The sequence below is a fragment of the Sorangium sp. So ce117 genome, assembly GCF_051524395.1.
Classification (GTDB): Bacteria; Myxococcota_A; Polyangia; order Polyangiales; family Polyangiaceae; genus Sorangium; species Sorangium cellulosum_B.
On the sequence record NZ_CP150309.1, the window covers coordinates 1089725 to 1113526 of the forward strand.

General features: G+C 69.8%; 22 protein-coding genes. 11 read left to right on the forward strand and 11 right to left on the reverse strand.

Going from position 1 to position 23802, the window contains the following annotated elements:
- Positions 1-357: 357 nt before the first annotated feature.
- From WMF46_RS04090 to WMF46_RS04100, 3 genes are all read left to right on the forward strand, one after another.
- Entirely contained in the window at positions 358-1290 is a 933-nt protein-coding gene (locus tag WMF46_RS04090) for an ABC transporter ATP-binding protein (protein WP_437984394.1), read from the forward strand.
- Positions 1287-2126 (forward strand): hypothetical protein, encoded by an 840-nt coding sequence (locus WMF46_RS04095; RefSeq protein WP_437984395.1) that lies wholly within the window; start codon positions 1287-1289, stop codon positions 2124-2126. Before WMF46_RS04090 ends, WMF46_RS04095 begins: the two co-directional genes overlap by 4 nt.
- 89 nt (positions 2127-2215) lie before the next feature.
- Complete coding sequence (locus WMF46_RS04100; protein WP_437984396.1) at positions 2216-3349, forward strand: hypothetical protein; 1134 nt, start codon at positions 2216-2218, stop codon at positions 3347-3349.
- Here the strand turns inward: WMF46_RS04100 and WMF46_RS04105 are convergent.
- From WMF46_RS04105 to WMF46_RS04115, 3 genes are all read right to left on the reverse strand, one after another.
- Positions 3309-3548 carry a helix-turn-helix transcriptional regulator gene (locus tag WMF46_RS04105; protein WP_437984397.1) on the reverse strand — a complete coding sequence of 80 codons (240 nt, stop codon included), beginning with the start codon at positions 3546-3548 and terminating at the stop codon, positions 3309-3311. The two genes, WMF46_RS04100 and WMF46_RS04105, sit on opposite strands and share 41 nt — an antisense overlap.
- Before the next feature lie 33 nt (positions 3549-3581).
- Positions 3582-5099 (reverse strand): M20/M25/M40 family metallo-hydrolase, encoded by a 1518-nt coding sequence (locus WMF46_RS04110; RefSeq protein ID WP_437984398.1) that lies wholly within the window; start codon positions 5097-5099, stop codon positions 3582-3584.
- Between the two features lie 274 nt (positions 5100-5373).
- Complete coding sequence (locus WMF46_RS04115; RefSeq protein ID WP_437984399.1) at positions 5374-5640, reverse strand: hypothetical protein; 267 nt, start codon at positions 5638-5640, stop codon at positions 5374-5376.
- A gap of 391 nt (positions 5641-6031) precedes the next feature.
- On the opposite strand from WMF46_RS04115, the gene WMF46_RS04120 reads away from it, so the two are divergent.
- The 4 genes from WMF46_RS04120 to WMF46_RS04135 all read left to right on the forward strand — a co-directional run bounded on the left by WMF46_RS04120 (position 6032) and on the right by WMF46_RS04135 (position 11693).
- Positions 6032-8284, forward strand: coding sequence for a prolyl oligopeptidase family serine peptidase (locus tag WMF46_RS04120; protein WP_437984400.1), 2253 nt, complete (start codon positions 6032-6034; stop codon positions 8282-8284).
- A gap of 211 nt (positions 8285-8495) precedes the next feature.
- A complete protein-coding gene (locus WMF46_RS04125; RefSeq protein ID WP_437984401.1) occupies positions 8496-9854 on the forward strand; it encodes an ABC transporter substrate-binding protein in 1359 nt (452 codons plus the stop codon).
- Entirely contained in the window at positions 9854-10858 is a 1005-nt protein-coding gene (locus WMF46_RS04130; protein ID WP_437984402.1) for a carbohydrate ABC transporter permease, read from the forward strand. The genes WMF46_RS04125 and WMF46_RS04130 overlap by 1 nt, the downstream gene beginning before the upstream one ends.
- The gene (locus tag WMF46_RS04135) at positions 10851-11693 is read left to right on the forward strand and encodes a carbohydrate ABC transporter permease (RefSeq protein ID WP_437549617.1); all 843 of its coding nucleotides are present in this window, start codon (positions 10851-10853) and stop codon (positions 11691-11693) included. Before WMF46_RS04130 ends, WMF46_RS04135 begins: the two co-directional genes overlap by 8 nt.
- A 150-nt stretch (positions 11694-11843) precedes the next feature.
- Here WMF46_RS04135 and WMF46_RS04140 read toward each other — a convergent pair whose 3' ends face one another.
- From WMF46_RS04140 to WMF46_RS04165, 6 genes are all read right to left on the reverse strand, one after another.
- On the reverse strand, positions 11844-12929 hold the full coding sequence (locus WMF46_RS04140) for an STAS domain-containing protein (protein ID WP_437984403.1): 1086 nt from the start codon (positions 12927-12929) through the stop codon (positions 11844-11846).
- A gap of 288 nt (positions 12930-13217) precedes the next feature.
- Positions 13218-13658: an arsenic resistance N-acetyltransferase ArsN2 gene (gene arsN2 / locus WMF46_RS04145; protein WP_437984404.1), complete on the reverse strand. Its 441-nt coding sequence runs from the start codon at positions 13656-13658 to the stop codon at positions 13218-13220.
- The gene (locus WMF46_RS04150) at positions 13655-14065 is read right to left on the reverse strand and encodes a low molecular weight phosphatase family protein (RefSeq protein ID WP_437984405.1); all 411 of its coding nucleotides are present in this window, start codon (positions 14063-14065) and stop codon (positions 13655-13657) included. The genes arsN2 and WMF46_RS04150 overlap by 4 nt, the downstream gene beginning before the upstream one ends.
- On the reverse strand, positions 14062-14778 hold the full coding sequence (locus WMF46_RS04155) for an aquaporin (RefSeq protein WP_437984406.1): 717 nt from the start codon (positions 14776-14778) through the stop codon (positions 14062-14064). The genes WMF46_RS04150 and WMF46_RS04155 overlap by 4 nt, the downstream gene beginning before the upstream one ends.
- The gene (locus tag WMF46_RS04160; protein ID WP_437984407.1) at positions 14765-15241 is read right to left on the reverse strand and encodes an ArsI/CadI family heavy metal resistance metalloenzyme; all 477 of its coding nucleotides are present in this window, start codon (positions 15239-15241) and stop codon (positions 14765-14767) included. The genes WMF46_RS04155 and WMF46_RS04160 overlap by 14 nt, the downstream gene beginning before the upstream one ends.
- A gap of 44 nt (positions 15242-15285) precedes the next feature.
- On the reverse strand, positions 15286-15591 hold the full coding sequence (locus WMF46_RS04165) for an ArsR/SmtB family transcription factor (protein WP_437297850.1): 306 nt from the start codon (positions 15589-15591) through the stop codon (positions 15286-15288).
- 335 nt (positions 15592-15926) lie between these two features.
- On the opposite strand from WMF46_RS04165, the gene WMF46_RS04170 reads away from it, so the two are divergent.
- Complete coding sequence (locus tag WMF46_RS04170; RefSeq protein WP_437984408.1) at positions 15927-16814, forward strand: transglutaminase-like domain-containing protein; 888 nt, start codon at positions 15927-15929, stop codon at positions 16812-16814.
- Between the two features lie 54 nt (positions 16815-16868).
- On the opposite strand, the gene WMF46_RS04175 is transcribed toward WMF46_RS04170, so the two are convergent.
- Positions 16869-18239 carry a glycoside hydrolase family 15 protein gene (locus WMF46_RS04175; protein ID WP_437984409.1) on the reverse strand — a complete coding sequence of 457 codons (1371 nt, stop codon included), beginning with the start codon at positions 18237-18239 and terminating at the stop codon, positions 16869-16871.
- A 413-nt stretch (positions 18240-18652) separates the two neighbouring features.
- Between WMF46_RS04175 and WMF46_RS04180 the strand changes: the two genes are divergently transcribed.
- Together WMF46_RS04180 and WMF46_RS04185 are read left to right on the forward strand one after the other, a co-directional pair.
- Positions 18653-19555, forward strand: a complete 903-nt coding sequence (locus tag WMF46_RS04180) for a LysR family transcriptional regulator (RefSeq protein WP_437984410.1) — start codon at positions 18653-18655, stop codon at positions 19553-19555.
- A 97-nt stretch (positions 19556-19652) separates the two neighbouring features.
- Positions 19653-20075 (forward strand): DoxX family protein, encoded by a 423-nt coding sequence (locus WMF46_RS04185; RefSeq protein ID WP_437984411.1) that lies wholly within the window; start codon positions 19653-19655, stop codon positions 20073-20075.
- A gap of 59 nt (positions 20076-20134) precedes the next feature.
- Here WMF46_RS04185 and WMF46_RS04190 read toward each other — a convergent pair whose 3' ends face one another.
- A complete protein-coding gene (locus WMF46_RS04190) occupies positions 20135-21880 on the reverse strand; it encodes a CotH kinase family protein (protein ID WP_437984412.1) in 1746 nt (581 codons plus the stop codon).
- A 568-nt stretch (positions 21881-22448) separates the two neighbouring features.
- Between WMF46_RS04190 and hcp the strand changes: the two genes are divergently transcribed.
- Complete coding sequence (gene hcp, locus WMF46_RS04195; protein WP_437987851.1) at positions 22449-23750, forward strand: hydroxylamine reductase; 1302 nt, start codon at positions 22449-22451, stop codon at positions 23748-23750.
- The last annotated feature ends 52 nt before the right edge of the window (positions 23751-23802 follow it).

Below are 23802 nucleotides of genomic sequence, written 5' to 3' on the forward strand. Positions count from 1 at the left end.
CAAAGGTAATCGACAGAATCCAGCTGTTCTCCAGGGGATCTCCTGTGGAGAACCCCTGTGGAGAACTGGAGAGGTCGGGGTGTGATCGAGGCGTGGACCCGGTCGGACATGGTCTGTCATAACCACGTGCTCCTTGGCGCTTGACGCTGCCCGCGGGCGGAGGATGGGGCCGGAACGCCTCCGGAGCGTCTGGACTTCCCGCTCCCTCACGATGGGTTTTGCTCTGGACCTGTGTTTTCGAGGTCGACTCGGCGCGCGCCTGGTCGCGCCGTCGCGATGGAAAGATTCCCGCCCCGCTCTCCCTCGCCCCGGGCATTCCGCTTGCGTGCGGCGGTCGGCCGGCCAGACTACGCCGCCGTGCTGGCCATCGAAGCGTCCGCCGTGAGGAAGGTCTACCGCGGCTTCTTCCGCCGGAGCGGCGGACAGACGGCGCTCGCGGGCCTCGACATCGCCATCCAGCGCGGCGCCGCGTTCGGGCTCATCGGCCTCAACGGCGCGGGCAAGACGACGTTCATCAAGACGCTGCTCGGCGTGGTGCGCCCCACGAGCGGCGCCGTGCGCGTGCTCGGCGGCGAGCCGGAGGACCCGGGTGTGCGCGCCAGGATCGGGTACCTGCCGGAGCGGCTCTTCTTGCCCAGCGCGTTCACGCCGCGGCAGTTCCTCGCGAGCGTGGCCCGCATGAAGGGCCTCTCGCCGGGCGAGGGCGCGCTGCGCGCGCTGGTCGAGAGGGTAGGGCTCGGGGTCGACTCGGACCGCAAGATCGGCGGGTTCTCGAAGGGGATGCGGCAGCGCCTCGGGCTCGCCGCGGCCTTGCTCGGTCAGCCCGAGCTGCTCGTGCTCGACGAGCCCACCGACGGCGTAGACCCGCTCGGTCGGGCCGAGATCCGCAGGATCCTGGGCGAAGAGCGCGCGCGGGGGGCGACCTTGTTCCTGAACTCGCACCTCCTGTCGGAGACCGAGCGCATCTGCGACCGCATCGGCATCCTCGCGGGCGGGCGGCTCGTGCGCGAGGGGGCGCTCGTCGAGCTGTGCGGCAGCGAGACGGCGTACCGCGTGCGGTTCGCGGACGGCGCCGACGCGGCGAGGCTCGCCGCGCTCGGGTTCCGCGCGATCGACGGGGAGGGCGGGTGGCGCCTGGAGGCCGAGAGCCCCGCGGCGCTCAACGAGGCGCTCGACGAGGCGCGGCGCGCCGGCGCCCTGCTCGTCGAGCTGTCGCGGGACCTGCGCGACCTGGAGGACGTGCTGGCGGAGGCGCTGGGCGCTGGCGGCGCCCGCGGAGGTGCGGCGTGAGGGCGGCGCTGAGCGTCGCCGGCGACCTCCTGCGCGAGGCCTCGTCGCGGCGGTGGTTCCTCGCCCTCGGGCTCGGCGTCACGATGGCGCTCGTGGTGATCGGGAGCGCGCTGCAGCTCGAGGTGGTGGACGGCGCGCTCGCGGCGACGCGGCTCTTCGGCAAGGAGCTCGGCCGCGGCGAGATCCGCTCGGTCGACGTCGCGCTCCGCTACGTCGGCCGCGCGCTGGCGTACGTGCTGTTTTACGGGGGGCTCGCGTTCGGGATCGTCTCCTGCGCCGATTTCGGCCCGAGCCTGCTGGCGCCGGGGCGCATCGAGCACCTGCTCTCGCTGCCCGTGCGGCGGTTCGAGCTCCTGCTCGGCACGTTCCTCGGCGTGCTCGCGCTCTCGCTCGTCAGCACGCTGTACGGCGCCCTCGGGATCACGGTCATCTTCGGGCTGAGGGCGGGCGTGTGGATGGCGAGCCCGATCGTGGCGGCGCTCCTCGCGAGCGTGACGTTCGCCGGCATCTACGGGGCGATGCTCACGACCGCGGTGATGGTGCGGAGCGCCGCCCTGTCCGCGGCGGTGGGGATCGCGCTGTTCATCCTCGGCATCGTCGCGGGGTACCGCGAGCAGCTCGACTCGTTCTTCGAGCCTGGCCTGGCCCGCGGGGCCTTCCGCGCGGCGACGCTTGTGCTGCCGCGGGTGTCGGCGCTCGCCGACGCGTCGGCGGATATCGCGGTGGCGACGGCGATCAAGGGGGATGTGCTCGCCAGCCAGGTGGCGGGGCTGCTCCTCTTCGGCCTGGCCGCGCTCGCGGTGGGCGTCCACGTGTTCGAAGAGAAGGATTTCTAGGGTGGAGAGGCGATGCTGGACGAGGCGGTGAGCGATCGACATCGGCAGCTCCGCGGCGCCTGGGTGGGGGTGACGACCCGATGAGACCGATGAAGAAGCGGGGCGTGTGGCTCGCGGCGGCGATGGTCCTGCTCGCGCTCGCCGCGTGGCTGATGTCGCGCGGTGACAAGGAGAAGCCGACGGTCCGGCCCCGGAAGATCGAGTTTCCGCGCTATCCGAAGCCGGCAGAGGTGGAGCGCGCCAGCCGTCGGCGCACGCTGCCGCCGCTGTCTGCCCCGCCGCCCGGCGTCGAAGCGCCGCAATGGAAGCGCGACCCGGTGCTCGCCGCCCTGCCCACCGATCCGAAGCGCTCGGCCATGGTGTTCGAGATCGAGGCGCTCAAAGAGTCGCCGATCATGCAGATCTGGCTCGATTGCATGCTGTCGCGCGGCGACGAGCGCGCCGGCTTCGCGCGCTTGAAGGACCGATATGGGATCGACGTGCTGGAGGACGTGGAGCGCATCGCCGCGTCGAGCACGGGGCTCATCGTGCTCCAGGGATCGTTCGAGGGCGCGAGGTTCGAGCGCGAGCGATGGTCCACGCGGACGTACGGGGAGAGAGGCATCCTCTACGAGGAAAAGGACTCGGGCAGGGGCATCGCGACGTGGGGGCCTGACGTCCTGATCTTGAACCCGCGCGCCGAGCCCGATCTCGTCGAGGACGCGATCGATCGGCTCGAATCGACCGATCCCGCGCAGGGATCCATCCTTCAGGAATACCAGGCCTACAGCGACGTCTATGGAGTGCTCTCGCCCGACGATCTCTCGAAGATGCTGCCGTCGGAGCAGGGCCAGCTCGCCGAGCGGATCCGGGAGACCGTCCAGCGGGTGGAGATCCACGTCGACGCCTCGGAGGATGTCGCCGTCGTCGCCGAGGTCGCCGGCCCCGCCGGCCAGGAGATGCAGGACCTGTCGAAGCTGTTCGGCGCCGCGCTCTCCATGGGGCGGCTCAACGCGATGCGCGAAGACAATGACGAGCTCGCCGAGCTGCTCGATCACGCGCGGGTGGAGACGCAGGCGCGGCGCCCTCCCTGGGCGAGCAAGCCGGAGGAGGGGCGCTTCTCGGTCGACGTGGCGCTGCCCGTCGAGCTGCTGAAGAACCTCGGCCCGTGCCGTCGAGACCGGCGCGATCCGGAGCGCGACATCAAGGCCGAGCCCGAGCCCGAGCCAGCGCCGCCGCGGTGACGCGCGCAATGCCTCGCGAGCCGCTCGTCCCTGGGCGACACGACGGCACGCCGATCCGCTGCGCGAACAGCGCGCTGAAGCTGCCGAGGCTGGAGAACCCGACCTCCATGCACACGTCGGTCACCGAGTGATGCCCAGCCGCCAGGAGCTGCTTGGCCAGATCAAGGCGCCGCCGGATGCGGTACTGGTGCGGGGTCACCGACGAGTAGCGCTATCAGGAGCTCGGAGGGCTTCAGAGAGCGAACAGAAAATCGACGAAGGAGCGAGTCGCGCCGTCGAGGCCGAGGTACTTCTTGCCGGCGGCGGGCTCGATGACGAAGTATTCGTCCTTGGCGTGGGCGCCGGAGCCGTGGCCGAGGCCGACGTGGCCGGCGGGGAGCTCGAGCGGCTTTCCCGTGAAGAGGTAGCCGGGCCAGGAGCCGGCGAGGCGCGGCCAGATCACCGGGGCCAGGCCCGCGGCCTTGTAGACGGCGAGCTGGGTCTGGATGGGCGGCGCCTCGAGCGCGGTGTCCGTCGGGTCGTAGCTGCCCATGTTCTTGATCACGATGTCCTTGTAGCCGCGCCTGTCGAGGTGCTTTCGCAGCTTGGCGAGCACGTCCGTTGCGGTCATGTCCGGCACCAGCCGGATATCCATCTTGGCGAAGGCGCGGTGCGGCAGGATGGTCTTGGAGCCCTCGCCGATGTAGCCGGCGTAGAGGCCGTCGATGTTCACCGACGGGCGCGAGACGTAGCGCTCGAGCATGGCGCGCTCGTCGAGGTCGTTCACCCACCTGTCGACCCCGAAGACCTTCTTCCAGTCGGCGTCGTCCCAGCGCGCCGACAGGTCGTCGAGCAGCTTCTTCTGCTGGCTCGAGACCGGGCGCACGGCGTCGGTGAGGCCGTCGATCATCGGCTCGTTGCCGTCCGCCGAGACCAGCGTGCCGAGCGCCTGCACCAGCCGCCAGGCCGGGCTGTCGACGACCACCTTCATGCTGGAGTGGATCTCCCCGTCGCGCGGGCCGCGCCCCCACGCGTCGCCGCTCGCCTCCAGCTCGACGTAGACGATGCCCTTCGCGCCCAGGACGACGTTGACCGTGCCCGACAGCGATTGGTCCGCCGCCGGCATCATCACGCCCTGGCATCTCGCGAGCGCCTTCATCACGTCATCGTTCCGCACCACCTGCGAGAAATGCGGCGAGCCGAGCTCCTCTTCCCCTTCGGCGACCACAACCAGGTTGACCGGCAGCTTCAAGCCGGCGGCCCGCACCGCGTGCAGCGCGGCCAGGAACGCCCCCTGCGGTCCCTTCTGGTTGACCGCGCCGCGCCCCACGATGACCTTGCCGACGTCCGCCTTGTCGACAAGCCTGGCCGCGAAGGGCGGGGAGGACCACTCCTTCTCCTCCACCGGCTGGACGTCGTACATGAAGTAGAAGCCCATGGTCTGCTTCGCGCCGGCGTCGAGCGTCGCGAAGATGCCCGGATGCCCGTCGGTCTTCATCTTCTTGACCGTTCCGAAGCCGGCGTCGCGCAGGAGCTCCATCGTCAGGTCGCAGCACTCGGCGATGCCTACGTCCTGCGCCGAGATCGACGGCTGCTGGATCCAGCGCTGGATGCGCTCGATCGACTGACTCCGGTGCTCGGTGATCTTGTCGTATACCGGCGAGAGGTCGACGGCCTTGTCGCGCGCGCCCCTGGCGAGGCGGGGAAACGAGGCGAGCAGTCCGGAGGCCGCGGCGCCGGTGATGAACGTGCGGCGATCGATGTCCAGCATGGCGCGCAGCTTAAAGCGCGCCGGCCGGGAACGGTCCTCCCTCCGCCTCGTGGCATCTCACGGGGGAGGAGCTCCGGTGACGCGGAATCCGCTCCGCGGGTCGGAGATCCTGCCAGGGCTCTGCCTCGCGAGAGGAGAGAGATTTAACGCAAAGGCGCAAAGACGCAAAGACGCAAAAAGGCATGATATTTGTTCATTATTGCGCCTTTGCGCCTTTGCGCCTTTGCGTTGAAATCTCTCCCCCGGATCCCTGGCTGGACTCCCGTGGGTGGAACTAGCCTCTGACCTCTTCGTCCTCGCCTTCTGGAGGCGGAGGGCGCTCGCCCGCGGCGACCTGGAGCTCGCGGACGATCGAGAGGAGCGCTGGACAGCAGAAGCGCTCGACCACGGAGCCGTCGGGCGCGAGCTCGAAGCTCGGCGGCTCGCCGTGCACCGGGCAAGCCACGTCGGCGTACTTCGACTCGAGATCCCTCAGGACGCTCTCGTCCACCTCGCTGACCTCGCCATTCGCAGCCGTCCCTTCGTTTCCGTCAGTCGCCATGCGGCGCACGGTAGCAGGAACGGCGCCGCGCCTCTCGCGGTGCCCGGGGGCCCAGGGGGCCTGGGCGACCTCTGCCATCGATGCAGGGACGCCGGCGCCCACCGGGCTCAACCATCGAGGCGCCGCGACCAGAGCGGCTGCTCGAAATCAAGAGGACAAAATAGCAGCGCCGCCGGGCGCCTCGGGGGATTAGGCGGAGGCCGCCGGCGGAGCTGGTCCCAGACTAAGCATTCTCCGTACCAGGTACACCCTTCGGAAAATCCCCTACTTATGTCTCGGGCGCCGATCGGCTGGGTTTCGATTGTGCGAGGAGCCGGCTTGCACGGTTGCAGGATCGCGACGGCGCTCGCCCTCTTCCGTGACTGCCCTGTCGCCGGCTAGCGTCGGGTACATGAACCGCCTGCGTACGACCTCCGCCCTCACCCTGGCGCTGCCGCTGCTCGCGGCGTGCAGCGCCCCCGCGTCGAGGCCGCTGGACAAGCCGGCCGCGTCCCCGGCCGCCGCGACCCCGCCGCCGCACGCCGCGCCGGCAGCGCCCTCCGGACCGGGGCGGCTTCCTTATCCGGCGACCGCGAAGCGGCCCGTGGCGAGCGAGTACCATGGCACCCGGGTCGTCGACGACTACCAGTGGCTGGAGGACGGGAGCTCCCCCGAGGTGGAGCGCTGGGTCGCCGAGCAGAACCAGCTCTCGCGCGGCACCCTCGACGCCGTGCCGGCGCGCGGCGCCATCCGGGCGCGCGTGCAGGAGATCCTGTCGGCGACCTCCGCGAACCACTACGCGCTCGACGAGGCCGGCGGGCAGATCTTCGCGCTCAAGGACCAGCCGCCGAAGCAGCAGCCTTTCCTCGTCGTCCTGAGGTCCGTGAACGACCCCGCCTCCGCGCGGACCCTCGTCGATCCAGAGGTCATCGACCCGAAAGGGCACACGGCCATCGACTGGTTCGTCCCGTCGCGCGACGGCAAGAAGGTGGCTGTCTCCCTGTCCGAAGGCGGCACCGAGAGCGGGACCGTGCGCGTCTACGACGTGGCGACGGGCAAGGAGACAGGCGACACCGTCCCTTACGCGAACAGCGGCACCGCGGGCGGCAGCCTGGCGTGGACCGGCGATGGCAAGGGGTTCTACTACACAAGGCACCCTCGGCCCGGGGAGCGCCCGCGAGAGGACATGGGCTTCTTTCAGCAGATCTACTTCCACAAGCTCGGCACGCCGGACAAGGACGACAGGTACGCGCTCGGCAAGGAATTCCCCCGCATCGCCGAGGTGGAGCTCACGACGAGCGAGAACGGCAAGCTCGTGCTCGCCAGCGTGCAGAACGGCGATGGAGGCGAGTACTGGCACTATCTCCTCGACGCCTCGGGCAAGTGGACGCGCTTCGCCGACCTGCGCGACAAGGTCATCCGTGTCGTGTTCGGCGCCGACGACCGGCTCTACCTCCTGTCGCGCAAGGACGCGCCGCGCGGCAAGGTGCTGCGCCTCTCGCCGGGCAAGCTGGATCTCGCCAGGGCGGAGCTCGTCGTGCCCGAGAGCGAGGCGGTGATCCAGGACTTCTTGCCCACGACAGGGCGGCTCTACGTCCGCGATCTGCTCGGCGGCCCGTCGCAGGTCCGCGTCTTCGATCTGAAGGGCAAGGCGCTCGGGACGGTGCCGATCCCGCAGGTCTCCTCGGTGCGGCAGCTCGTGCGCACGCAGGGCGACGACATGCTCTTTCGCGGCGTGAGCTACACCGAGCCGGCGGCCTGGTTCGCGTACTCGGCCAGGGACGGCAAGGTGACGAAGACGGCGCTCGCGATGACGGCCCCTGTCTCCTATGCCGACGTGGAGGTCGCCAGGGAGGCGTGCACCTCGAAGGATGGGACCAAGGTCCCCATCAACATCCTGCGCCGGAAGGGCGCGCCCCTCGACGGGACCGCGCCGGCGCTGCTCACGGGATACGGCGGCTACGGGATCAGCATGGCTCCCGGGTTCAACCCGCTCTGGCGGCTGTGGTTCGACCAGGGAGGGGTGGTCGCGATCGCCAACCTGCGCGGCGGCGGCGAGTTCGGGGAGGCGTGGCACCGCGGCGGCAACCTGACGAAGAAGCAGAACGTCTTCGACGACTTCGCGGCGTGCGCGCAGCACCTCATCGACGGGCGCGTCACGAGCCCGGCGCGGCTCGCCATCCGCGGCGGCTCGAACGGCGGTCTGCTGATGGGAGCGCTGCTCACGCAGCACCCGGAGATGGTCAAGGCGGTCGTGTCGCACGTCGGTATCTACGACATGCTCCGGGTGGAGCTCACGCCGAACGGGGCGTTCAACGTGACCGAGTTCGGCACGGTGAAGGACCCGGAGCAGTTCAAGGCCCTTCACGCCTACTCGCCGTATCACAACGTCAAGGACGGGGCCGCCTATCCGGCGACCCTGTTCCTGACCGGCGCCAACGACCCGCGGGTGGATCCATGGCACTCGCGGAAGATGGCGGCGCGGATGCAAGCGGCCTCGTCGGGCCCGGCGCCCATCCTGCTCCGGGCGAGCGGCTCGACGGGCCACGGGGCCGGGACACCGCTCTCCGAGGAGATCGAGGAGCAAGCCGACGTGTTCGCGTTCCTCTTCAAGGAGCTCGGGCTCGGCGCCCCGCCCGCCAAGGACGACGCGGCGCCCCGGTGATGGAACGGCCGCGGCCGCCCCCGCCCGGGGCGCGCCGCACGCTCACGGCCGTTGACTCTGAACCGATTAAGTGCTTTGCTCGCGCGCGCTTCTTGCAGGTCGTGGGGCACGTCCTGCGCCCGGCGCTGGAGGTGGTTTGCGCCGGTAGCCTGCCTGGGCTCGCGCGGCCCGAGCGACGGGGTGTGAATCTTCAGTGGGAGGAGGGGTCACCGTGACGTCACGCACGATCGAGGCCGTAGCCGCATTCGCCCTGTTCGCCGTCGGAGCCGCCGCGTGCGGCAAGAGCGGGGGAGACGCGCCGTCTCCCTCGCCGTCAGGGTCGGCCGCGTCGGCTTCGCCGGCGTCCGAGCCGGTGACGCTGTCGTACTGGGCGAGCAATCAGGCGCCCAGCGTGGAAGAAGACAACAAGGTCCTGCTGCCCGAGCTCGCCAAGTTCGAGAAGCAGACCGGGATCAAGGTCAAGCTCGAGGTCATCCCCTGGTCGGATCTGCTCAACCGGATCCTGGGCGCCACGTCGAGCGGCAAGGGCCCCGACGTCCTCAACATCGGCAACTCGTGGTCTGCGTCGCTGCAAGCCACCGGAGCGTTCCTGCCGTTCGACGACGCCGCGCTCGCCAGGATCGGCGGCAAGGACCGGTTCATCCCGGCGAGCATGTCGGCCACCGGCGCGCCGGGCCAGCCCCCCATGTCGGTGCCGCTCTACGGGCTCGCTTACGGGCTCTTCTACAACAAGAAGATGTTCGCCGACGCCGGGATCGACAAGCCGCCGGCGACGTGGGCGGAGCTCGTCGCGGTCGCGACCAAGCTCACGGACCCGAAGAGCGGCCGTTACGGCCTCGCCATCATGGGCGCGAGCTACACCGAGAACGCGCACTTCGCGTTCATGTTCGGCCGGCAGCACGGCGCCAGGATCTTCGACGGCAAGCAGCCTCGGTTCGACGACCCGGAGATGGTCGCCGGCGTCAAGCAGTACGTGGACCTGCTCGGCGTCCACAAGGTCGTGAACCCGAGCGACGCCGAGTACGCCAACGACCCGCAGATCCTGAGGGCGTTCACCTCCGGCAAGGCGGCGATGCTCATGATCCAGAGTTATGCCCAGGCGCCGATCGAGCAGAACGGCATGGCCCGAGACGCCTACGGCGTTGCGCCGATCCCGCTGCCCGATCCGCTGCCCGGGAGCGGCAAGCGCGTGAACAGCCACGTGGCCGGCATCAACATCGCCGTCTTCGAGGACACCAGGAACAGGGACGCTGCGCTGAAGTTCGTCCAGTTCATGACGAGCCCCGAGGAGCAGAGGATCCTGAACGGCGTGTTCGGCAGCCTGCCTGTCGTGACGGAGGCCTACGCCGACGAGCGCTTCAGGAGCGCCAACACCCAGGTCTTCCAGAGGGTGCTGGCCGAGACGGCGGAGTCGATGCCGATGATCGAGGAGACAGCGCAGTTCGAGGCGCTGGTGGGCACCGCGATGAGGGATCTGTTCGCCGAGGCCGCCTCGGGCAAGGCGGTCGACGAGGCGGCGATCCGCGCCAGGCTGACCAAGGCCAACCAGCAGATGGCGAGCGGCAAGTAATGGGCGAGGGCGGCGCGGGAGGCGCAGGCGGGGAGGCGCCGCGCCTCGCCGGGGCGGCCCCGCCGGCGACCGGCGCCGCGGGGCGGCGCGCGGCCTCGCCGGCGCGCTGGCCACGGGTGTTCCCGTACGTCCTCTTGCTGCCCGCGCTCGTCGCCGAGCTCGCCGTTCACATCGTCCCGATGCTGGTCGGCGCGTGGATGAGCTTCCTCCAGCTCACGCAGCGGTTCATCCGCAACTGGCTGAGGGCGCCGCCGGCGGGGCTCTCCAACTACCGCACGGCGTTCGACTTCGGCTCTCCGATAGGCGGTGAGCTCCTTCGCTCCTTCTTCATCACGGTCGCCGTCAGCGTCCTCGTGGTCTCGGGCTCGTGGCTCCTCGGGACGGCCGCCGCGGTCGCGTTGCAGAAGCCGTTCCGCGGCCGCGCCGCGCTGAGGACGCTGTTCCTTGTGCCGTTCGCCATGCCGATCTTCACAGGCGTCATCACCTGGAGCTTCATGCTGCAGCGCGACACGGGCATCGTGAACACGGTCCTCGTCGATCAGCTCCGCCTCCTGGACGAGCGGCCGTTCTGGCTGCTCGGCGAAAACAGCTTCCTGAGCCTCGTGGTCGTGGCGATCTGGCGGACGTGGCCGTTCGCGTTCTTGACGGTGACGGCGGGCCTCCAGGCGATCCCGGCGGATCTCTACGAGGCGGCGAGCGTCGATGGGGCCGGCCCGTGGACGCGGTTCCGGTCGATCACGCTCCCGATGCTCCGGCCGGTGAACCAGGTGCTGCTGCTCGTCCTCTTCCTGTGGAGCTTCAACGATTTCACGACGCCCTACACGCTCTTCGGGCGGGCGGCGCCGCCGGAGGCCGACGTGATCGCGATCCACGTCTATCAGGCGTCCTTCATCACCTGGAACTTCGGGCTGGGATCGGCGATGTCGATGCTCCTCGTGGCCTTCTTGCTCGTCGTCACGACAGGCTACCTGCTCGTCACCGGCAGGGGGGCGCGCCATGCGTGAGGCCGCGTGGGTCGCGTGGCTGCGGCGCGGCGTGCTCGCGGGGCTCGCGGCCTTCACCGTCGCGCCGCTGTACGTGATGCTGATCTCGGCGCTCAAGCCGCTCCGGGACGTCCAGGGGCCCTTCACCTGGGTGCCGACGGAGGTCACGCTCCAGCCGTTCATCGACATGTGGCGGACCGTGCCGCTCGCGCGGTACTTCGTGAACAGCGCCGTGGTCGCGGCCGCCTCGACGGTGTTCTCGGTGGCGCTGGCGATCCTCGCCGGCTATGCGGTGAGCCGTTACCGCTTCTGGGGCCGGCGCGCGTTCCTCACGACCGTGCTGTCGACGCAGATGTTCCCCGGGATCCTGTTCCTGCTCCCGCTCTTTCTGCTCTTCGTCTCGATCGAGAGGGCCACCGGCCTCGCGCTGCACGGCACCCGTCTCGGCCTGATCCTCACGTACCTGACGTTCTCGCTGCCGTTCTCGATCTGGCTGATCGCCGGGTATTTCGACACCATCCCGCGCGAGCTGGACGAGGCCGCGCTCGTGGACGGCGCCGGGCCGCTCACCGCGCTCCTCCGCGTGGTGCTCCCGGCGGCGAAGCCGGGCGTGGTCGCGGTCGCGATCTACGCCTTCATGACCGCGTGGGGAGAGGTGCTGTTCGCCTCGGTGCTCACGGGCGACGAGGGGCGGACGCTCGCCGTGGGGCTTCAGGGGTACGCGACCCAGTCGAACATCTACTGGAACCAGGTGATGGCCGCCTCGGTGGTCGTCAGCGTGCCTGTGGTGGCCGGGTTCCTGCTGCTCCAGCGCTACCTCGTCCAGGGCCTCACCGCGGGCGCGGTGAAGACCTGACCGGTCGGGAGGAGGGTGTCGCCTCCGGCCGGCCTGGAGGGGCTCGCCGGGGCGCAGGCGACGGCGCCGCTGCGAGCGCTCGACGGCTTGGTGGTGGACAGCAGGGCATGGGTCCGCCCGCCGCGCTGCTCGCTGTGGCCGGGCGAGCGCTCACCGCTTGCGAAACGGAGCATCTCCACGGGGCAGCGCCGCCGGCCGATGCGCCTCTCCACGGGGCAGCGCCGCCGGCCGATGCGCCTCTCCACGGAGCAGCGCCGCCGGCCGATGCGCCTCTCCCCATTCGCCTCGCTCGGGCGTGTGCGCCGCGACCTTCGTGCTCCGCTGCGCCGCGAACGCCGCGCTCCGCTGCGCCGCCCCGCGGCGCGCGGCGAGGGCCCGGGTCAGCCCCTCGGCCAGCGTCGCCGCGGTGTCGAGGCCGCCGAGGTCGACGCCGAGCTCGACAAGCGTCTGCGCCAGCGCGGGCGAGACGCCCACCAGCGTGCAGGACGCGCCGAGCAGCCGCGATGCGGACGCCGCCCCGACGAGCTGCGCGGCGGCCCGGGCGTCGAGCGCCGGCACGCCGGTGATGTCGAGCAGCACCTGAGCCGCCTGCTGCGCGGCGATCGCCTCGAGCAGGCGCTCCAGGAGCGCGCTGGCCCGCGCGTCGTCGATCATGCCCACGATGGGGAGGCAGAGCACGCCGTCCGCGACGCGGATCACCGGGACGCTCATCGCCTGGATCGCGTCCCGCTGCGCCGCGATCACCCGCACCGTCTCTTCGAGCTCCCGGTTCCGCGCCTCCAGCGACGCCTGGAGCGCCCGCTGCTCCTCGATCAGGGCCTCGTATTTGTGCTGGATCTCGGCCGCCTCCGGGACGGCGAACTGGAACAGCACGCCCTCGAAGCCGTCCCCGGCGTCGCGCACCGGCACGCCGAAGGAGCAGACCCACACCGCGCCGCCCTTCTTGCCCGTGAGCTCCTCGACAAGGTCGGTGTCGTAGCTGATCGGCGGGATCGCGACCTCCTCGCCGCGAAAGAACCGCTCGACGTGCGGCATGATCCCGTTCTCGGTGAGCTGCCGGTCCTCCAGCATGTTGTAGTTCAGTTGCAAGAACTCCTCGGCTGAGGCCCGCCAGAGCGCTTCCCAGCCGGCGTTGACGGCGTGGGTCCTGCCGACGGGCTGGTGGATCGACACGCTGAGGCAGCGCGCCGCCATCAGCGCGCGCCATCTGCCTGCGTCCGCCCGCAGCGATTCCATCTCCTGCTCCATCGCCTCCAGGCGGCGAGCCAGCTGAGCGCTATCGTCGTCCCCCTCGTGTCCCATATGCCCGAGTGTTCCCCGAGCGGCGCCGGGCTGTCCAGCGCCGCACGCTGCAAGGGCTCGTTGAAGGAAGGTGGCGTGTTTCTCTCGACCCAGGTCGCGCTGTCGATCCTTCTTCAGAGCGCGCAAGAGGGGGGCGTCGCCATCACGGCGGCGTCCGAGGACCGAGCCTGACTCCGCCCGGAGGAGCGGACCCAGGAGCTAAAGCTGCGCGGCTTCCTGGCCTCACAAGCGGAGCAGCAGGCAGGCTGCCGAGGCCGGGCAGGCGCCGGCGAACTCCGGGGAGGCGGCGAGGTCGGCTGGAACCGCCTCGCGCGGCGTCGAGGCGAAGCCGAGCGCCCGGAAATAGTCCGCAGCGGTCGTGGTCAGCAGGTAGACGGCCTCGAGCGACTCCACCCGCGCCGCATCGATGCGGTTGGCGACGAGAGCCCGCCCGAACCCTTGCCCGTGAAGCGTCCGCACCACGGCCACGGAGCGCAGCAGGCCAACTCGCCCGTACGTCTCGAGCCCAGCTACGCCGACGAGCTCCAGGCTGCGCCGCATGACCACGTACGCGGCGGGGAACTGGTCGAGCAGGCCGGCCGTCGGTAGCTCCGCGCGGAGAAGGAGCCCCCGAACCACGTCGAGATCGCCCGACGCAGCCGGCTCGATCTTCCCGTCGTTCAACTCCACCCCTCAGCCGCGATGAGCGCCTCGACGCGCGCCTTCACCTCGTCGCGAATGGCACGGACGCGCTCCAGCGGCTTTCCCTTCGGATCCTCCAGCGGCCAGTCGTCGCGGCGCAGGCCTGGGACGGCCGGACAAGCTTCGCCGCAGCCCATCGTGATCAGCAGGTGCGCGTCCGCTGCGAGCGCGTGCGTGAGCTTCTGCGGCGTCGACCCGGACAGGTCGATCCCGACCTGGTGCATCACCTCGCGCACCTCGGGGTGAACGCGCGAGCCGGGCTCGGTGCCGGCGGAGATGGCGCGCGCCTTCGAGGGGTTGACCAGGGCGTTGAACCATGCTGCGGCCATTTGCGATCGGCCCGCATTGTGGATGCAGGCAAAGAGGATCAGCTTTGGTGTGGTTGTCATGACGTGCGGGCCTCCTCCCGTGGAACGACGACATCGGATGCGCGCTGGGGCAGGTTTGGCACCAGCCAGCGGAAGAACACTGTCGCGGCAGCGGCGCCGGCGACCTGGGCGACGATGAAGCCCGGGGTGTCGACAGGACGGATGCCGGCGAACGTGTCGGTCGCGGCGCGGGCGACGGTGACCGCAGGGTTCGCGAACGAAGTCGATGCAGTGAACCAGTATGCGGCGGTGATATACGCACCCACGGCGAGCGGCACCGCCTCGGAGCGCCGACGCGAGCATCCCCAGATCACCGCAAGCAGACCGAACGTCGCGACAAACTCGCTGAACCACTGCGACAGCCCTGTACGGACGTGCCTCGACACGAAGAAGACCGGCAAATTGAACATCGTGTCTGCTGCGGCGACCCCAGCGAACGCGCCGGCGACCTGGGCGAGCACGTACGGTGGCACCTCGCGCCAAGGAAGGCCGCCCTGCGAAGCGTCGGCCACGGTCACCACGGGGTTGAAGTGCGCGCCGGAGATGGGCCCCAGGGTCAGGATGAGAGCGACCAGCGCAGCGCCCGTGGCGATCGCGTTCGCGAGCAGCGCCATGGCTGCGTTGCCACCGGCCAAGCCCTCCGCCATGATCCCCGACCCGACCACCGTCGCGAGGAGGAGGGCCGTCCCGAGCGCTTCGGCGACGGCCCTTCGGGTGAGATCAGCGCGCTGCATCGCCGAGCTTCGCGGGGGCGCAGCAGGCAGGCGCGCAGCACGCCGCCTCGCTCTTCGCAGGCTCGCTCTTCGCAGGCTGGCTGCCCATCACGTCCGCGTCGCCCTTCACCACGAACACCTCCCACGAGTTGCCGTCGGGGTCCTCGATCCAGACCTTGTCCTGCACCGCATAGCAACACGCGGTGTTCTCCTCCGTGAAGGTCTTGAGCTCGGCCGACTCAAAGGCGCGCTTGGCCTCGAGCACGTCGTCGGTGCTCGCGACCTGGATGCCGAAATGGCTCGCGTTCACGCCCGTGCGCGGCGCCTCTTGCATCGTCAGGTTGAGGGCAGGCGACGCAAGGTCGAACTTGGCGTAGCCAGGTCGACGCTTCGCGGCGCGCACACCGAATGCCTTCTCGTAGAACGCGACCGAGGCATCGATGTTGGAGATGTTCAGCGAAACGTGAGGCTTGAGGACGTTCATCTCGGGTACTCCTTCCAAATTTTTAGAAATAGTGGAGAAAAAAATTAACAGCAACTCTTCCCGCGCTTGCAGCAGTCCTCCCAGATGTAGTCCGTGAGTCCGCGAAGCGCCGCGTAGTCGGCGCTGTAGTAGTGGAACGTTCCTTCTCCGCGCGTCCTTAGAACGCCGGCGTCGACGAGCCGCTTCAGGTGATGGCTCAGCGTGGATGCAGGCATGTGCATGTGCGCCTGGATCTCGCCTGCGGATGCGCCGTCGGCGCCGGCTTGCACCACGAAGCGCAGAACCGCGAGGCGGACGGGGTGACCGAGCGCGGCCAGTTGTTCAGCGTGACGCTCCAGTGTCGAGGGCACGCACTACTTCTACGGATCTAGAAGTACTGGCGCAAGGGGTTTCTTCCAAAAAAATAGAAGTGGTCGAAGCGGCCGCTCGGACCGCGCCCTGCGCGGTGTTCGTCCGGATCGAGGGAACCCCAGCGCGCGATGACAAGGCCTTTTCGGTGGCCATGGGCTCGGCTGGGCAGTCGAGCCGCCCGAGCTCTCCGCGCCGCGCCCACGTCCCTGGACGGCGCAGCGGGCCGTCTGTCGAGGGCGAACCCGAGGACTTCCCGCCAACCAGCCTTCAAGTGAAATTCCTCAGCGCGAGTGATATCACCACCCCGGACGGCCGACCTCGTGGAGAGAGAACGATGACGATCACCCGAGAGATCCTCGATTTCTACACGCGCCCCGCGCCAATGACGTCCGGCGGCGCGCACGCACCCCGGTTCGACGAGCTGCCGGGCGACGTGGCCTCGCTCGTGCGCGTCGTGCAAGGCCTCTTGCTGCACGTGCACTGGGCGCAGGCCTATGGCGTGGAGCTCTCGGACGAGCGCCGCGCCGAGTCCCACCTCCGCCCGACGGACCGGAGGCTGGATCGCCTCTTCGCCCACGACGATCGGCCGCTCTCCGCCGCCCGGCCGCTCGACACGCGCCTCGTCGGCTCCTGCCGTGACTTCACGGTGCTCCTGGTGGCCTTTCTGCGCGCCAAGGGGATCCCTGCCCGCGCCCGCTGCGGCTTCGGCGGCTATTTCCACGCCGGCGACTTCGTGGACCACTGGGTCTGCGAGCACTGGAACGCTGCCGAGGAGCGCTGGGTCCTCGTCGACGCGCAGATCGACGACGTTCAGCGGGCGGCGCTGAAGCCCGACTTCGATGTGCTCGACGTGCCGCGCCGCCGCTTCGTGGTGGCGGGCGACGCCTGGGCGCAGTGCCGCGCCGGGGAGGCCGATCCGTCGAAGTTCGGGATGTTCGACATGCGCGGGCTCTGGTTCATCAGCGGCAACGTCCTGCGCGATCTCGCGGCGCTCAACAACATGGAGATGCTGCCGTGGGACGACTGGGGTCCGATGATCGGACCCGACGAGCCGCTGCGGGACGACCAGCTCGCGCTGTTCGACCGGCTGGCGGCGATCACCCGCTCACCCGACGCGCGCTTCGCCGAGCTGCGCCAGCTCTACGAGGGCGACGAGCGCCTGCGGGTGCCGGCGGTCGTCTTCAACGCCGTGCTCAACCGTCAGGACAACGCGCTGACCTGACCTGCGTCGAGCCTCGCCGCCGGGCCCCTCTCGCACGAGCGCGCCGCGCTCCGGCTACCCGTGGCGGCTCGGAAAATCCCCCACGGCCGCCTCGCGCGCCCTGACCGCGCTCCGGAAGGTCGCGTAACTCCAGCTCAGATCGCTCACGCTGCATTCGTACCCGTTGTCGCGATCGAACTGCTCGCTCAGCTGGAGGCGATCGGAGTGGTAGATCACCGCCTCGAGCATCCTGTCGCCCGCGTCGATCAGCTTCGCCGCGATGTCCGGATCGGCGGGATCGCTCACGCCCACCTGCGCGAAGAACTTCTGCGTCGTGGCGTTCACGAGCGCGGCGCCGGGGGAGCTCTTGATCTTCGCCGCGAGCATGAAGTAGAGCTCCGCGAAGTTGCACGTCGTGAGCGCCCACGGGTGACCGGCGTCCGGACCCTGATCGGACAGGTTGCCGTCGTACGTGTCCTCGGGGTACCGCCCGATCATCGGCCCCCTGCTCCGAGGCAGCGCCGCATCGGCGTCGTTGATGCGGTACCGCCGGTCGCCCTGGGTGAACGCCTCGCGCACCAGCGCGGCCGTCGAGAGCAGCACCGGGTCCGCGCAGTTCGTGGAGCCGTAGATGGCCGACATGACGACATCCACGTTGAGCGTCGCTCCCCTGCCTTCGGCGGGCCTGCCGTTCGGCCCCGTGATGGACGCGTAGTACGGCTGTCCGTCGTACGTGCCCTGGTGTGTCGCCATCTGGCTGCCCAGCCACTCTGCGGCCGCCCACATGTCGTTGATGTACGGAGAGAGCCCGTGCTCGTCGGCGCGGCTGATCAGCGAGAGGAACGCCTTTCGCTGCACGGAGCGGGCATAGAAGCTGAACCCGGCCGTCTCCTCCCAGAGGTTGTGCGTCTGCTCCTTGTAGGCCGAGAGGAGGTACCGGGTGTCCTTCTCGATGATGGACCTGGCCGTGGCGAGCGCCTGCAGCGAGAGCCGATCCTCGATGGCGAGGAGGGACAGGATGCGGTGCGCCGGGCCGTCCGTCTGCGAGGTCCAGTTGTCGCGCACGGTGCCGTCGATGTGGAAGCACGCCAGCGCGAACCTGCTCGCTCGCTCGGCGTTCTCCTGGCACAGCGCCGAGAACATCGTGTAATCCTCGCAGATTGTCCGCGCCGTGAAGACCGGGTTGTCGAGCGCCTCCGGAATGCAGATGGCCGCGTCCCGGATCCAGTGGTGCACATAGTCCTGGTCGGTCTGACCCCTGTCGTCCGGCAGGGACGGGGACGCGAGCACACACCCCTTGACGGACTGCATCGCGCCCTTGCTGAAGACCCAGGTCCCCGTCGCGATGTTCCGCAGGAGGAGCACTTGCATGTACTTGCTGATCGCGTCGAACGATACGGACGAGACGTCGACGCTGGTGCTCAGGTAACCGAATGAACTGGCCATGGGACCCCCTCTCTCTCGTGGTTGGTCCTTTATAGCGGGGCGCCGATCCGTGCGCTACGCGCGATCGCGGCGACGTGGTGTGGGAGGCCCTGCTCGAACGCCGTCGTGTTGCTATCCCTTCGCATGCCGGGGCACAGGGCTTGCCCCTGTCGTGCCGGGATCCCGCGCGCGGAGCGACGCCACGACCGGCGGCGCCGGCGCGTCGAGAGCAGGCGTACGGCGGTCGCGCGCCGCGTCACGCGGCCAGCGGAGCGTCGCGGCGTCGTCGCCTGGTCTCCTCTGAACGTCGCGCTCCGCGAGGAGGCCCCGGCCGCCCGCCGCGCGGCGCCGCGTTGGCCGGGCCGTGGCGGGCGGCGCCGATCCCGGGATGTTCGCTGTTGCGAACAATCCGCCCCGCCGCGCACAGTGGGCGCATGGTCGACCCGCTCTTCGACGATCTGCCCGCCCTGCTGTGCTTCGCGCGCGTCGTGGAGCGCCGCTCGTTCACGGCGGCCGCGGCGGAGCTCGGGGTGTCGAAGTCGATGGTGAGCACCCGGGTCGCGCGCCTGGAGGAACGCCTCGGCGAGCGCCTGCTCGTCCGCACCACGCGAAAGCTCACCGTCACGGACGCCGGCATGAACCTCTATGCGCGCTGCGCGCGTGTGCTCGAGGAGGCCGCCGCCGCGGTGCGGGGCGCGTCCGACGCCGATCGGGGCCGCATCCGGCTCAACGCGCCGGTCAGCTTCGCGCAGATGTACCTGGCGGAGCCGCTCGCGCGGTTCCTCCGGGCGAGCCCGGGCGCGCACGTCGAGCTCATGCTGAACGACCGGCTCGTCGACCTGGTGGAGGAGCGCGTCGACCTGGCCATCCGGATCACGAAGCTCAAGGACTCGAGCCTCGTCGCGCGCCAGCTCGCCACGACGGCGCTGCACGTGGTCGGCGCGCCTGCGTACCTCGAGCGGCGGGGGCGGCCCGAGCAGCCGGGGGATCTCCTGCACCACGACTGCCTGCGCTACCTCCACCTGCGCGTCGAGGACGAGTGGCGCTTCTACGGGACCGGCGGGCGCATCTCCGTCCCCGTCTCCGGCCCGCTGACGGCGAGCAACGGGACGGCGCTCCGCGAGGCGGCCGTGTCCGGGATCGGCCTCGCGGTGCTGCCGCGCTTCATGGTCGACGAGGATCTCGCGGCCGGGCGCCTTGTCACGCTGCTCGACGCGTTCGCGCCCCGGCCCATGGGCATCTACGCGGTGCACGCGGCCGGCCGGCGCCCGCCCGCGCGGGTGCGGCGGCTCATCGAGCACCTGGCGGCCGCGTTCCGCGGGATCTCGTGGGCGTAGCGGCAGATCGTTCTCCCCGGAGAACAATTCGTTCCCGGGCGCGCTCTACCGTGGCGCGGCGCCGGGGCTTACTCCTCGGGGCATGGAGGCATCACCCATGAACCGTGTCGAAACGATCCTCTCCGTTCCCCGCTCGGCCGAGCTGGCCGCGCTGATGTTGCGCCTCGGGCTGGGCGCCGTGTTCCTGGCGCACGCGCTCGCCAAGCCGCTCGTGTTCACGTTGCCGGGCACCGTCGCGTTCTTCGCGGCCAGCGGCTTCCCGGGCTGGACGGCGTATCCCGTGTTTCTCGCCGAGCTGCTCGGCGGCGCGGCGCTCCTCGCCGGGCTCAGGACGCGCCTTGTCTCGCTCCTGCTCCTGCCGGTGATGATAGGCGCGCTGCTCGTGCACCTGCCGAACGGCTGGATGTTCGCCGGCCAGGGGGGCGGCTGGGAGTACGTCGCTTTCCTGATGATCGCGCTCGGCGCGCAGGCCCTCCTCGGCGACGGCGCGTTCTCCGTGAGCCGGCTGCAGCGCGGCTAGCGCCTCGCCGCGCACGGTCGAGGAGGGCCGCGCGATCTGCGCCGGCGGCCCGCGCCGCGTCACGGCAAGTTGGCGTCCATCCAGGCGAGCCGGGCCCGCAGGAAGTCGCGCATGCTCTGCAGCTGCCCCTCCCACGTCGGCGCGGTGGGGCCGCCGAGGAAACCCTCGCTCGACTCGATGATGCTCGACACCGGCCACTTGGCGAAGTCGCGGACCACGGCCTGCGAGAGCGGCGCGCTCAGCTGGTTCATGCGCTCCTCGATCGCGGCCTCGGACAGGTGCGTCTGGCGAAGCGCCGTGTAGCGCGCCTTCACCTGCGCCATGAAGCTCGGATCCGCGGTGAGCTTCTGGTACCAGTTGTTGACGTTCCTCGTGCCGCTGAAGCGCCAGCCGGTGTCGCTCTCCGATTGCGGCGTCGCGCTCTGGGCGCCCACCCCGCCGAGCGCGAAGTTGTAATCCCACAGCGGCCCGGCCTTGAGCTTCTGATCGCGATCCTTGAAGTAATACGCGCTCCGCACGTACGCGTCCACGTTGAGCGTCAGCTCGCTGATGATCAGGTAATCGATGAACGACGGCACGTCGATGTACGACGCGTAATCGCCGATCGGCGTCTGGTGGATGCTGTCGTGGAACTGCTGGATGTACTGCGTCAGCCAGGTCGCCTGCTCGTCGTTCAGGGGGTCGGGATCCACGACCTCGAGATCGATCCAGCACGTGCCGCCCTCGTCGGGACGGGGACCGCCGCCGCCGCCGAAGCTGAACGATGGGAGGGGATCCGACCCGGTGCAGGTGAGCTTCGGCTCCTCGGCGGCCGCCTGGTCGAACTTGAAGATGTAGCCGCCGCTGATGTCCGGCAGTCCCCGGTCCGTCTCCTTGAGCCCCTTGAGATCGGTGCGGACCTTGTTGTTCTTGATGGTCTCCGAGATCCAGTAGATGCCCTGGTAATCCGCCTCGCCGACGACGCGCGCGTCGTAGTTCAGATAGACCTCGGCTAACTCGACGCGTGGCGCCTGGAGGCCCATGTCGCGGCCGAGGCTGTAGGTGAACGGATTGCGGATCAACGTGCGGTCGTAGTAGGGAGGGATCAGCGCCCAGTCCGAGTCGGCGGGCATGCCCAGCACCGGGTAGTCGAGGTCCTTGTCGTCGTTGCCCCACAGCTCGAGCTTGTACGGTGTTTGCGGGAAGTTCCGCGACGACTGACCGCGCACGTGGTACCCGCCGCGCATCGCCAGCGTGGGCAGCGACGCGATCGACGCGACGCCGTTGACCGGCTCCCAGACCATCACCGCCGCGTCGAAGTAGACCTCCTTGTCCATCGGCTTGCCCATGCCGTAACCGTCCATGATCACGATGGGAAGATCGGAGGTCGCGTCGAAGGTGCGCGCGATGTAGAGGCCTGTGCTCACCGCGCCGCTCGCGGCGCCTCCCACGAACGCCTGCGCGCGGACCTGCGTTGTGACGGTGAGGGTCACGGGCTCGCCCGTGTACAACGTGGAGGATGCGGTCGGAAGCAGCCCGTCCAGCGTGTAGCGGATCTCGGCCCCCTCGATGGGGGTGGACATCCCCACCTGGATCTGATCCCTGAACGTCTGGCTGGGCGTGGAGAACGACACCTCCCCGTTCAGGGAGGGGGGAGGCGCCGCGGTGCCGTCGCCGTCGCCGTTGCCCCCGCCGTTGCCGTTGCCGTTGCCGCCACCGTTGCCGTGGCCGTCGCCAGCCGGTGCCTGGCCGCAGGCAACGCTCAGCGAGATCAGGGCGAGCGAGATGGAACGGTGAAACCGGGCAAAGCGCCCTCGTTTGACCATGGCATGATTTTCCACTGCGACCTCATTCAGAGTTCAAGGATCCTCCATTCTACTGGCACACAGGGCTGCAGCGCTATCCGTTTCGGGCGCGGCGACTCGAGCGGCCTCGTGTCGCTCGGCGAGGAGCAGCTCACATCTTGTAAAACGTCGCATGTGAACGTGGATCACGGGGTAAGGGCAGCGCCAGCTGGGATTGGAATGGCGGCATGGTCGCGTGGGCAGGGCGACCTCGCCGCCGAGACGCTTCGTCTCCCTGAGCTGAACAGGATCAGCGCACGTCAGGCGCGTCCCTGGCGAACGGCGCAATCTCTCTTCGAGCCGCTCTCGCGCACCGTTTGCACCCCTACGCCATGATTGCGCCTCGGCCGGCGCGGGGCAGCGCCGGAGAGCCCGGCCTTGTCCACTTCTGGCCTCTCGGGATCCGGGGCGAGCCGCCGGCACGAACGTTGATTGGCCCCGTGGCCGCCGAGGACGGGCCCTGCGCGGCTGCGCTGCGGCCCACGCGCGCTCTCCGGCCGGCGCCCGCGCAGCGCGCGTGGGCCCACAACCCTCGAGGTCCGTCATGACCATGTTCTGCAACCAGTGCGAGCAAGCATCCCACGGGACCGGGTGCACCACGGCCGGCGTCTGCGGCAAGGACGAGGACGTGCAGTCGCTCCAGGAGCTCTTGATCTACGGCCTGAAGGGCGTCGCCGCCTACGCGCACCACGCGCGAAAGCTCGGCATGCGCGACGAGCGGGTGAACGGCTTCCTCGAGGAGGCGCTCTTCTCCACGCTGACCAACGTGAGCTTCGACCCGGAGGCGCTCCTCGAGCTCTGCCTGGAGTGCGGCCAGGTGAACCTCCTCGTGATGAGGATGCTCGACGAGGGCCACCGCATGCGCTTCGGCGAGCCGCAGCCGGCGATGGTCCGGGAAGGCACCGTGGCGGGGCCGGGGATCCTCGTCTCGGGGCACGATCTCTCGGACCTCGCCGAGCTGCTCCGGCAGTGCGAGGGGACGGGCGTGAGGGTGTACACCCACGGCGAGATGCTGCCGGCGCACGCGTATCCGGAGCTCGCGGGCCACCCGAACCTCGTCGGCCACTACGGCTCCGCGTGGCAGCACCAGAAGGCCGAGTTCCTGGCGTTCTCTGGGCCGATCCTGATGACCTCGAACTGCGTGCTCATCCCGAAGGAGGCCTACCGCGATCGCCTGTTCACCGCCGGCGTCACCGCGGTGCCCGGCGGCCGGCGCGTGCGCGGCGGCGACTTCTCCGAGGTCATCCGGGCGGCCCTCGCGAGCCCGCCGCTGCCCGACCACTTCGTCCGCGAGACCGAGGTCGGCTACCACCACGAGGCGATCCTCGCGCACGCGGGCGCCATCGTGGAGGCGGTGAAGGCCGGGAAGATCAGCCGGTTCTTCCTGATCGGCGGCTGCGACGGCCCCGAGGCGGCGCGCAGCTACTTCACGGACTACGCCGCGCAGACGCCCCGGGACTCGTTCATTCTCACGCTCGGTTGCGGCAAGTACCGTATTCGCAACCAGGACCACGGCACCCACCTCGGCCTGCCGCGGCTGCTCGACATGGGGCAGTGCAACGACGCCTATGGCGCCCTCCGCGTGGCGGGCGCGCTCGCCCAGGCGCTCGGCTGCGGGGTGAACCAGCTGCCGCTCACGCTGGTGATCTCGTGGCTCGAGCAGAAGGCCGTGGCGGTGCTCCTCACCCTGCTCAGGCTGGGTGTGAAGGGCATCGTGCTCGGGCCGCGCCTGCCGGCGTTCCTCACGCCGAACGTGCTGCGGCTGCTGCAGCAGCGCTACGATCTCCGGCTGACCGGCAGGGCGCCGTCGATGGACCTGCTGCAGCTCCACCGGGCGCCCGCCAGCGCCTGAGCGCCTGTGCGCGGGCTGGCCCGCGATGCGGCCGCCGCCTCGACGTCGTCCC

Excerpts from the sequence above, each read along its gene's own strand:
- WMF46_RS04100 (WP_437984396.1), top strand. The coding sequence starts at position 2,216 with ATGAAGAAGCGGGGCGTGTGGCTCGCGGCGGCGATGGTCCTGCTCGCG.
- WMF46_RS04110 (WP_437984398.1), bottom strand. The coding sequence starts at position 5,099 with ATGCTGGACATCGATCGCCGCACGTTCATCACCGGCGCCGCGGCCTCC.
- WMF46_RS04115 (WP_437984399.1), bottom strand. The coding sequence starts at position 5,640 with ATGGCGACTGACGGAAACGAAGGGACGGCTGCGAATGGCGAGGTCAGC.
- WMF46_RS04120 (WP_437984400.1), top strand. The coding sequence starts at position 6,032 with ATGAACCGCCTGCGTACGACCTCCGCCCTCACCCTGGCGCTGCCGCTG.
- WMF46_RS04130 (WP_437984402.1), top strand. The coding sequence starts at position 9,854 with ATGGGCGAGGGCGGCGCGGGAGGCGCAGGCGGGGAGGCGCCGCGCCTC.
- WMF46_RS04135 (WP_437549617.1), top strand. The coding sequence starts at position 10,851 with ATGCGTGAGGCCGCGTGGGTCGCGTGGCTGCGGCGCGGCGTGCTCGCG.
- WMF46_RS04140 (WP_437984403.1), bottom strand. The coding sequence starts at position 12,929 with ATGGAATCGCTGCGGGCGGACGCAGGCAGATGGCGCGCGCTGATGGCG.
- WMF46_RS04150 (WP_437984405.1), bottom strand. The coding sequence starts at position 14,065 with ATGACAACCACACCAAAGCTGATCCTCTTTGCCTGCATCCACAATGCG.
- WMF46_RS04155 (WP_437984406.1), bottom strand. The coding sequence starts at position 14,778 with ATGCAGCGCGCTGATCTCACCCGAAGGGCCGTCGCCGAAGCGCTCGGG.
- WMF46_RS04160 (WP_437984407.1), bottom strand. The coding sequence starts at position 15,241 with ATGAACGTCCTCAAGCCTCACGTTTCGCTGAACATCTCCAACATCGAT.
- WMF46_RS04170 (WP_437984408.1), top strand. The coding sequence starts at position 15,927 with ATGACGATCACCCGAGAGATCCTCGATTTCTACACGCGCCCCGCGCCA.
- WMF46_RS04175 (WP_437984409.1), bottom strand. The coding sequence starts at position 18,239 with ATGGCCAGTTCATTCGGTTACCTGAGCACCAGCGTCGACGTCTCGTCC.
- WMF46_RS04180 (WP_437984410.1), top strand. The coding sequence starts at position 18,653 with ATGGTCGACCCGCTCTTCGACGATCTGCCCGCCCTGCTGTGCTTCGCG.
- WMF46_RS04185 (WP_437984411.1), top strand. The coding sequence starts at position 19,653 with ATGAACCGTGTCGAAACGATCCTCTCCGTTCCCCGCTCGGCCGAGCTG.
- WMF46_RS04190 (WP_437984412.1), bottom strand. The coding sequence starts at position 21,880 with ATGGTCAAACGAGGGCGCTTTGCCCGGTTTCACCGTTCCATCTCGCTC.
- hcp (WP_437987851.1), top strand. The coding sequence starts at position 22,449 with ATGTTCTGCAACCAGTGCGAGCAAGCATCCCACGGGACCGGGTGCACC.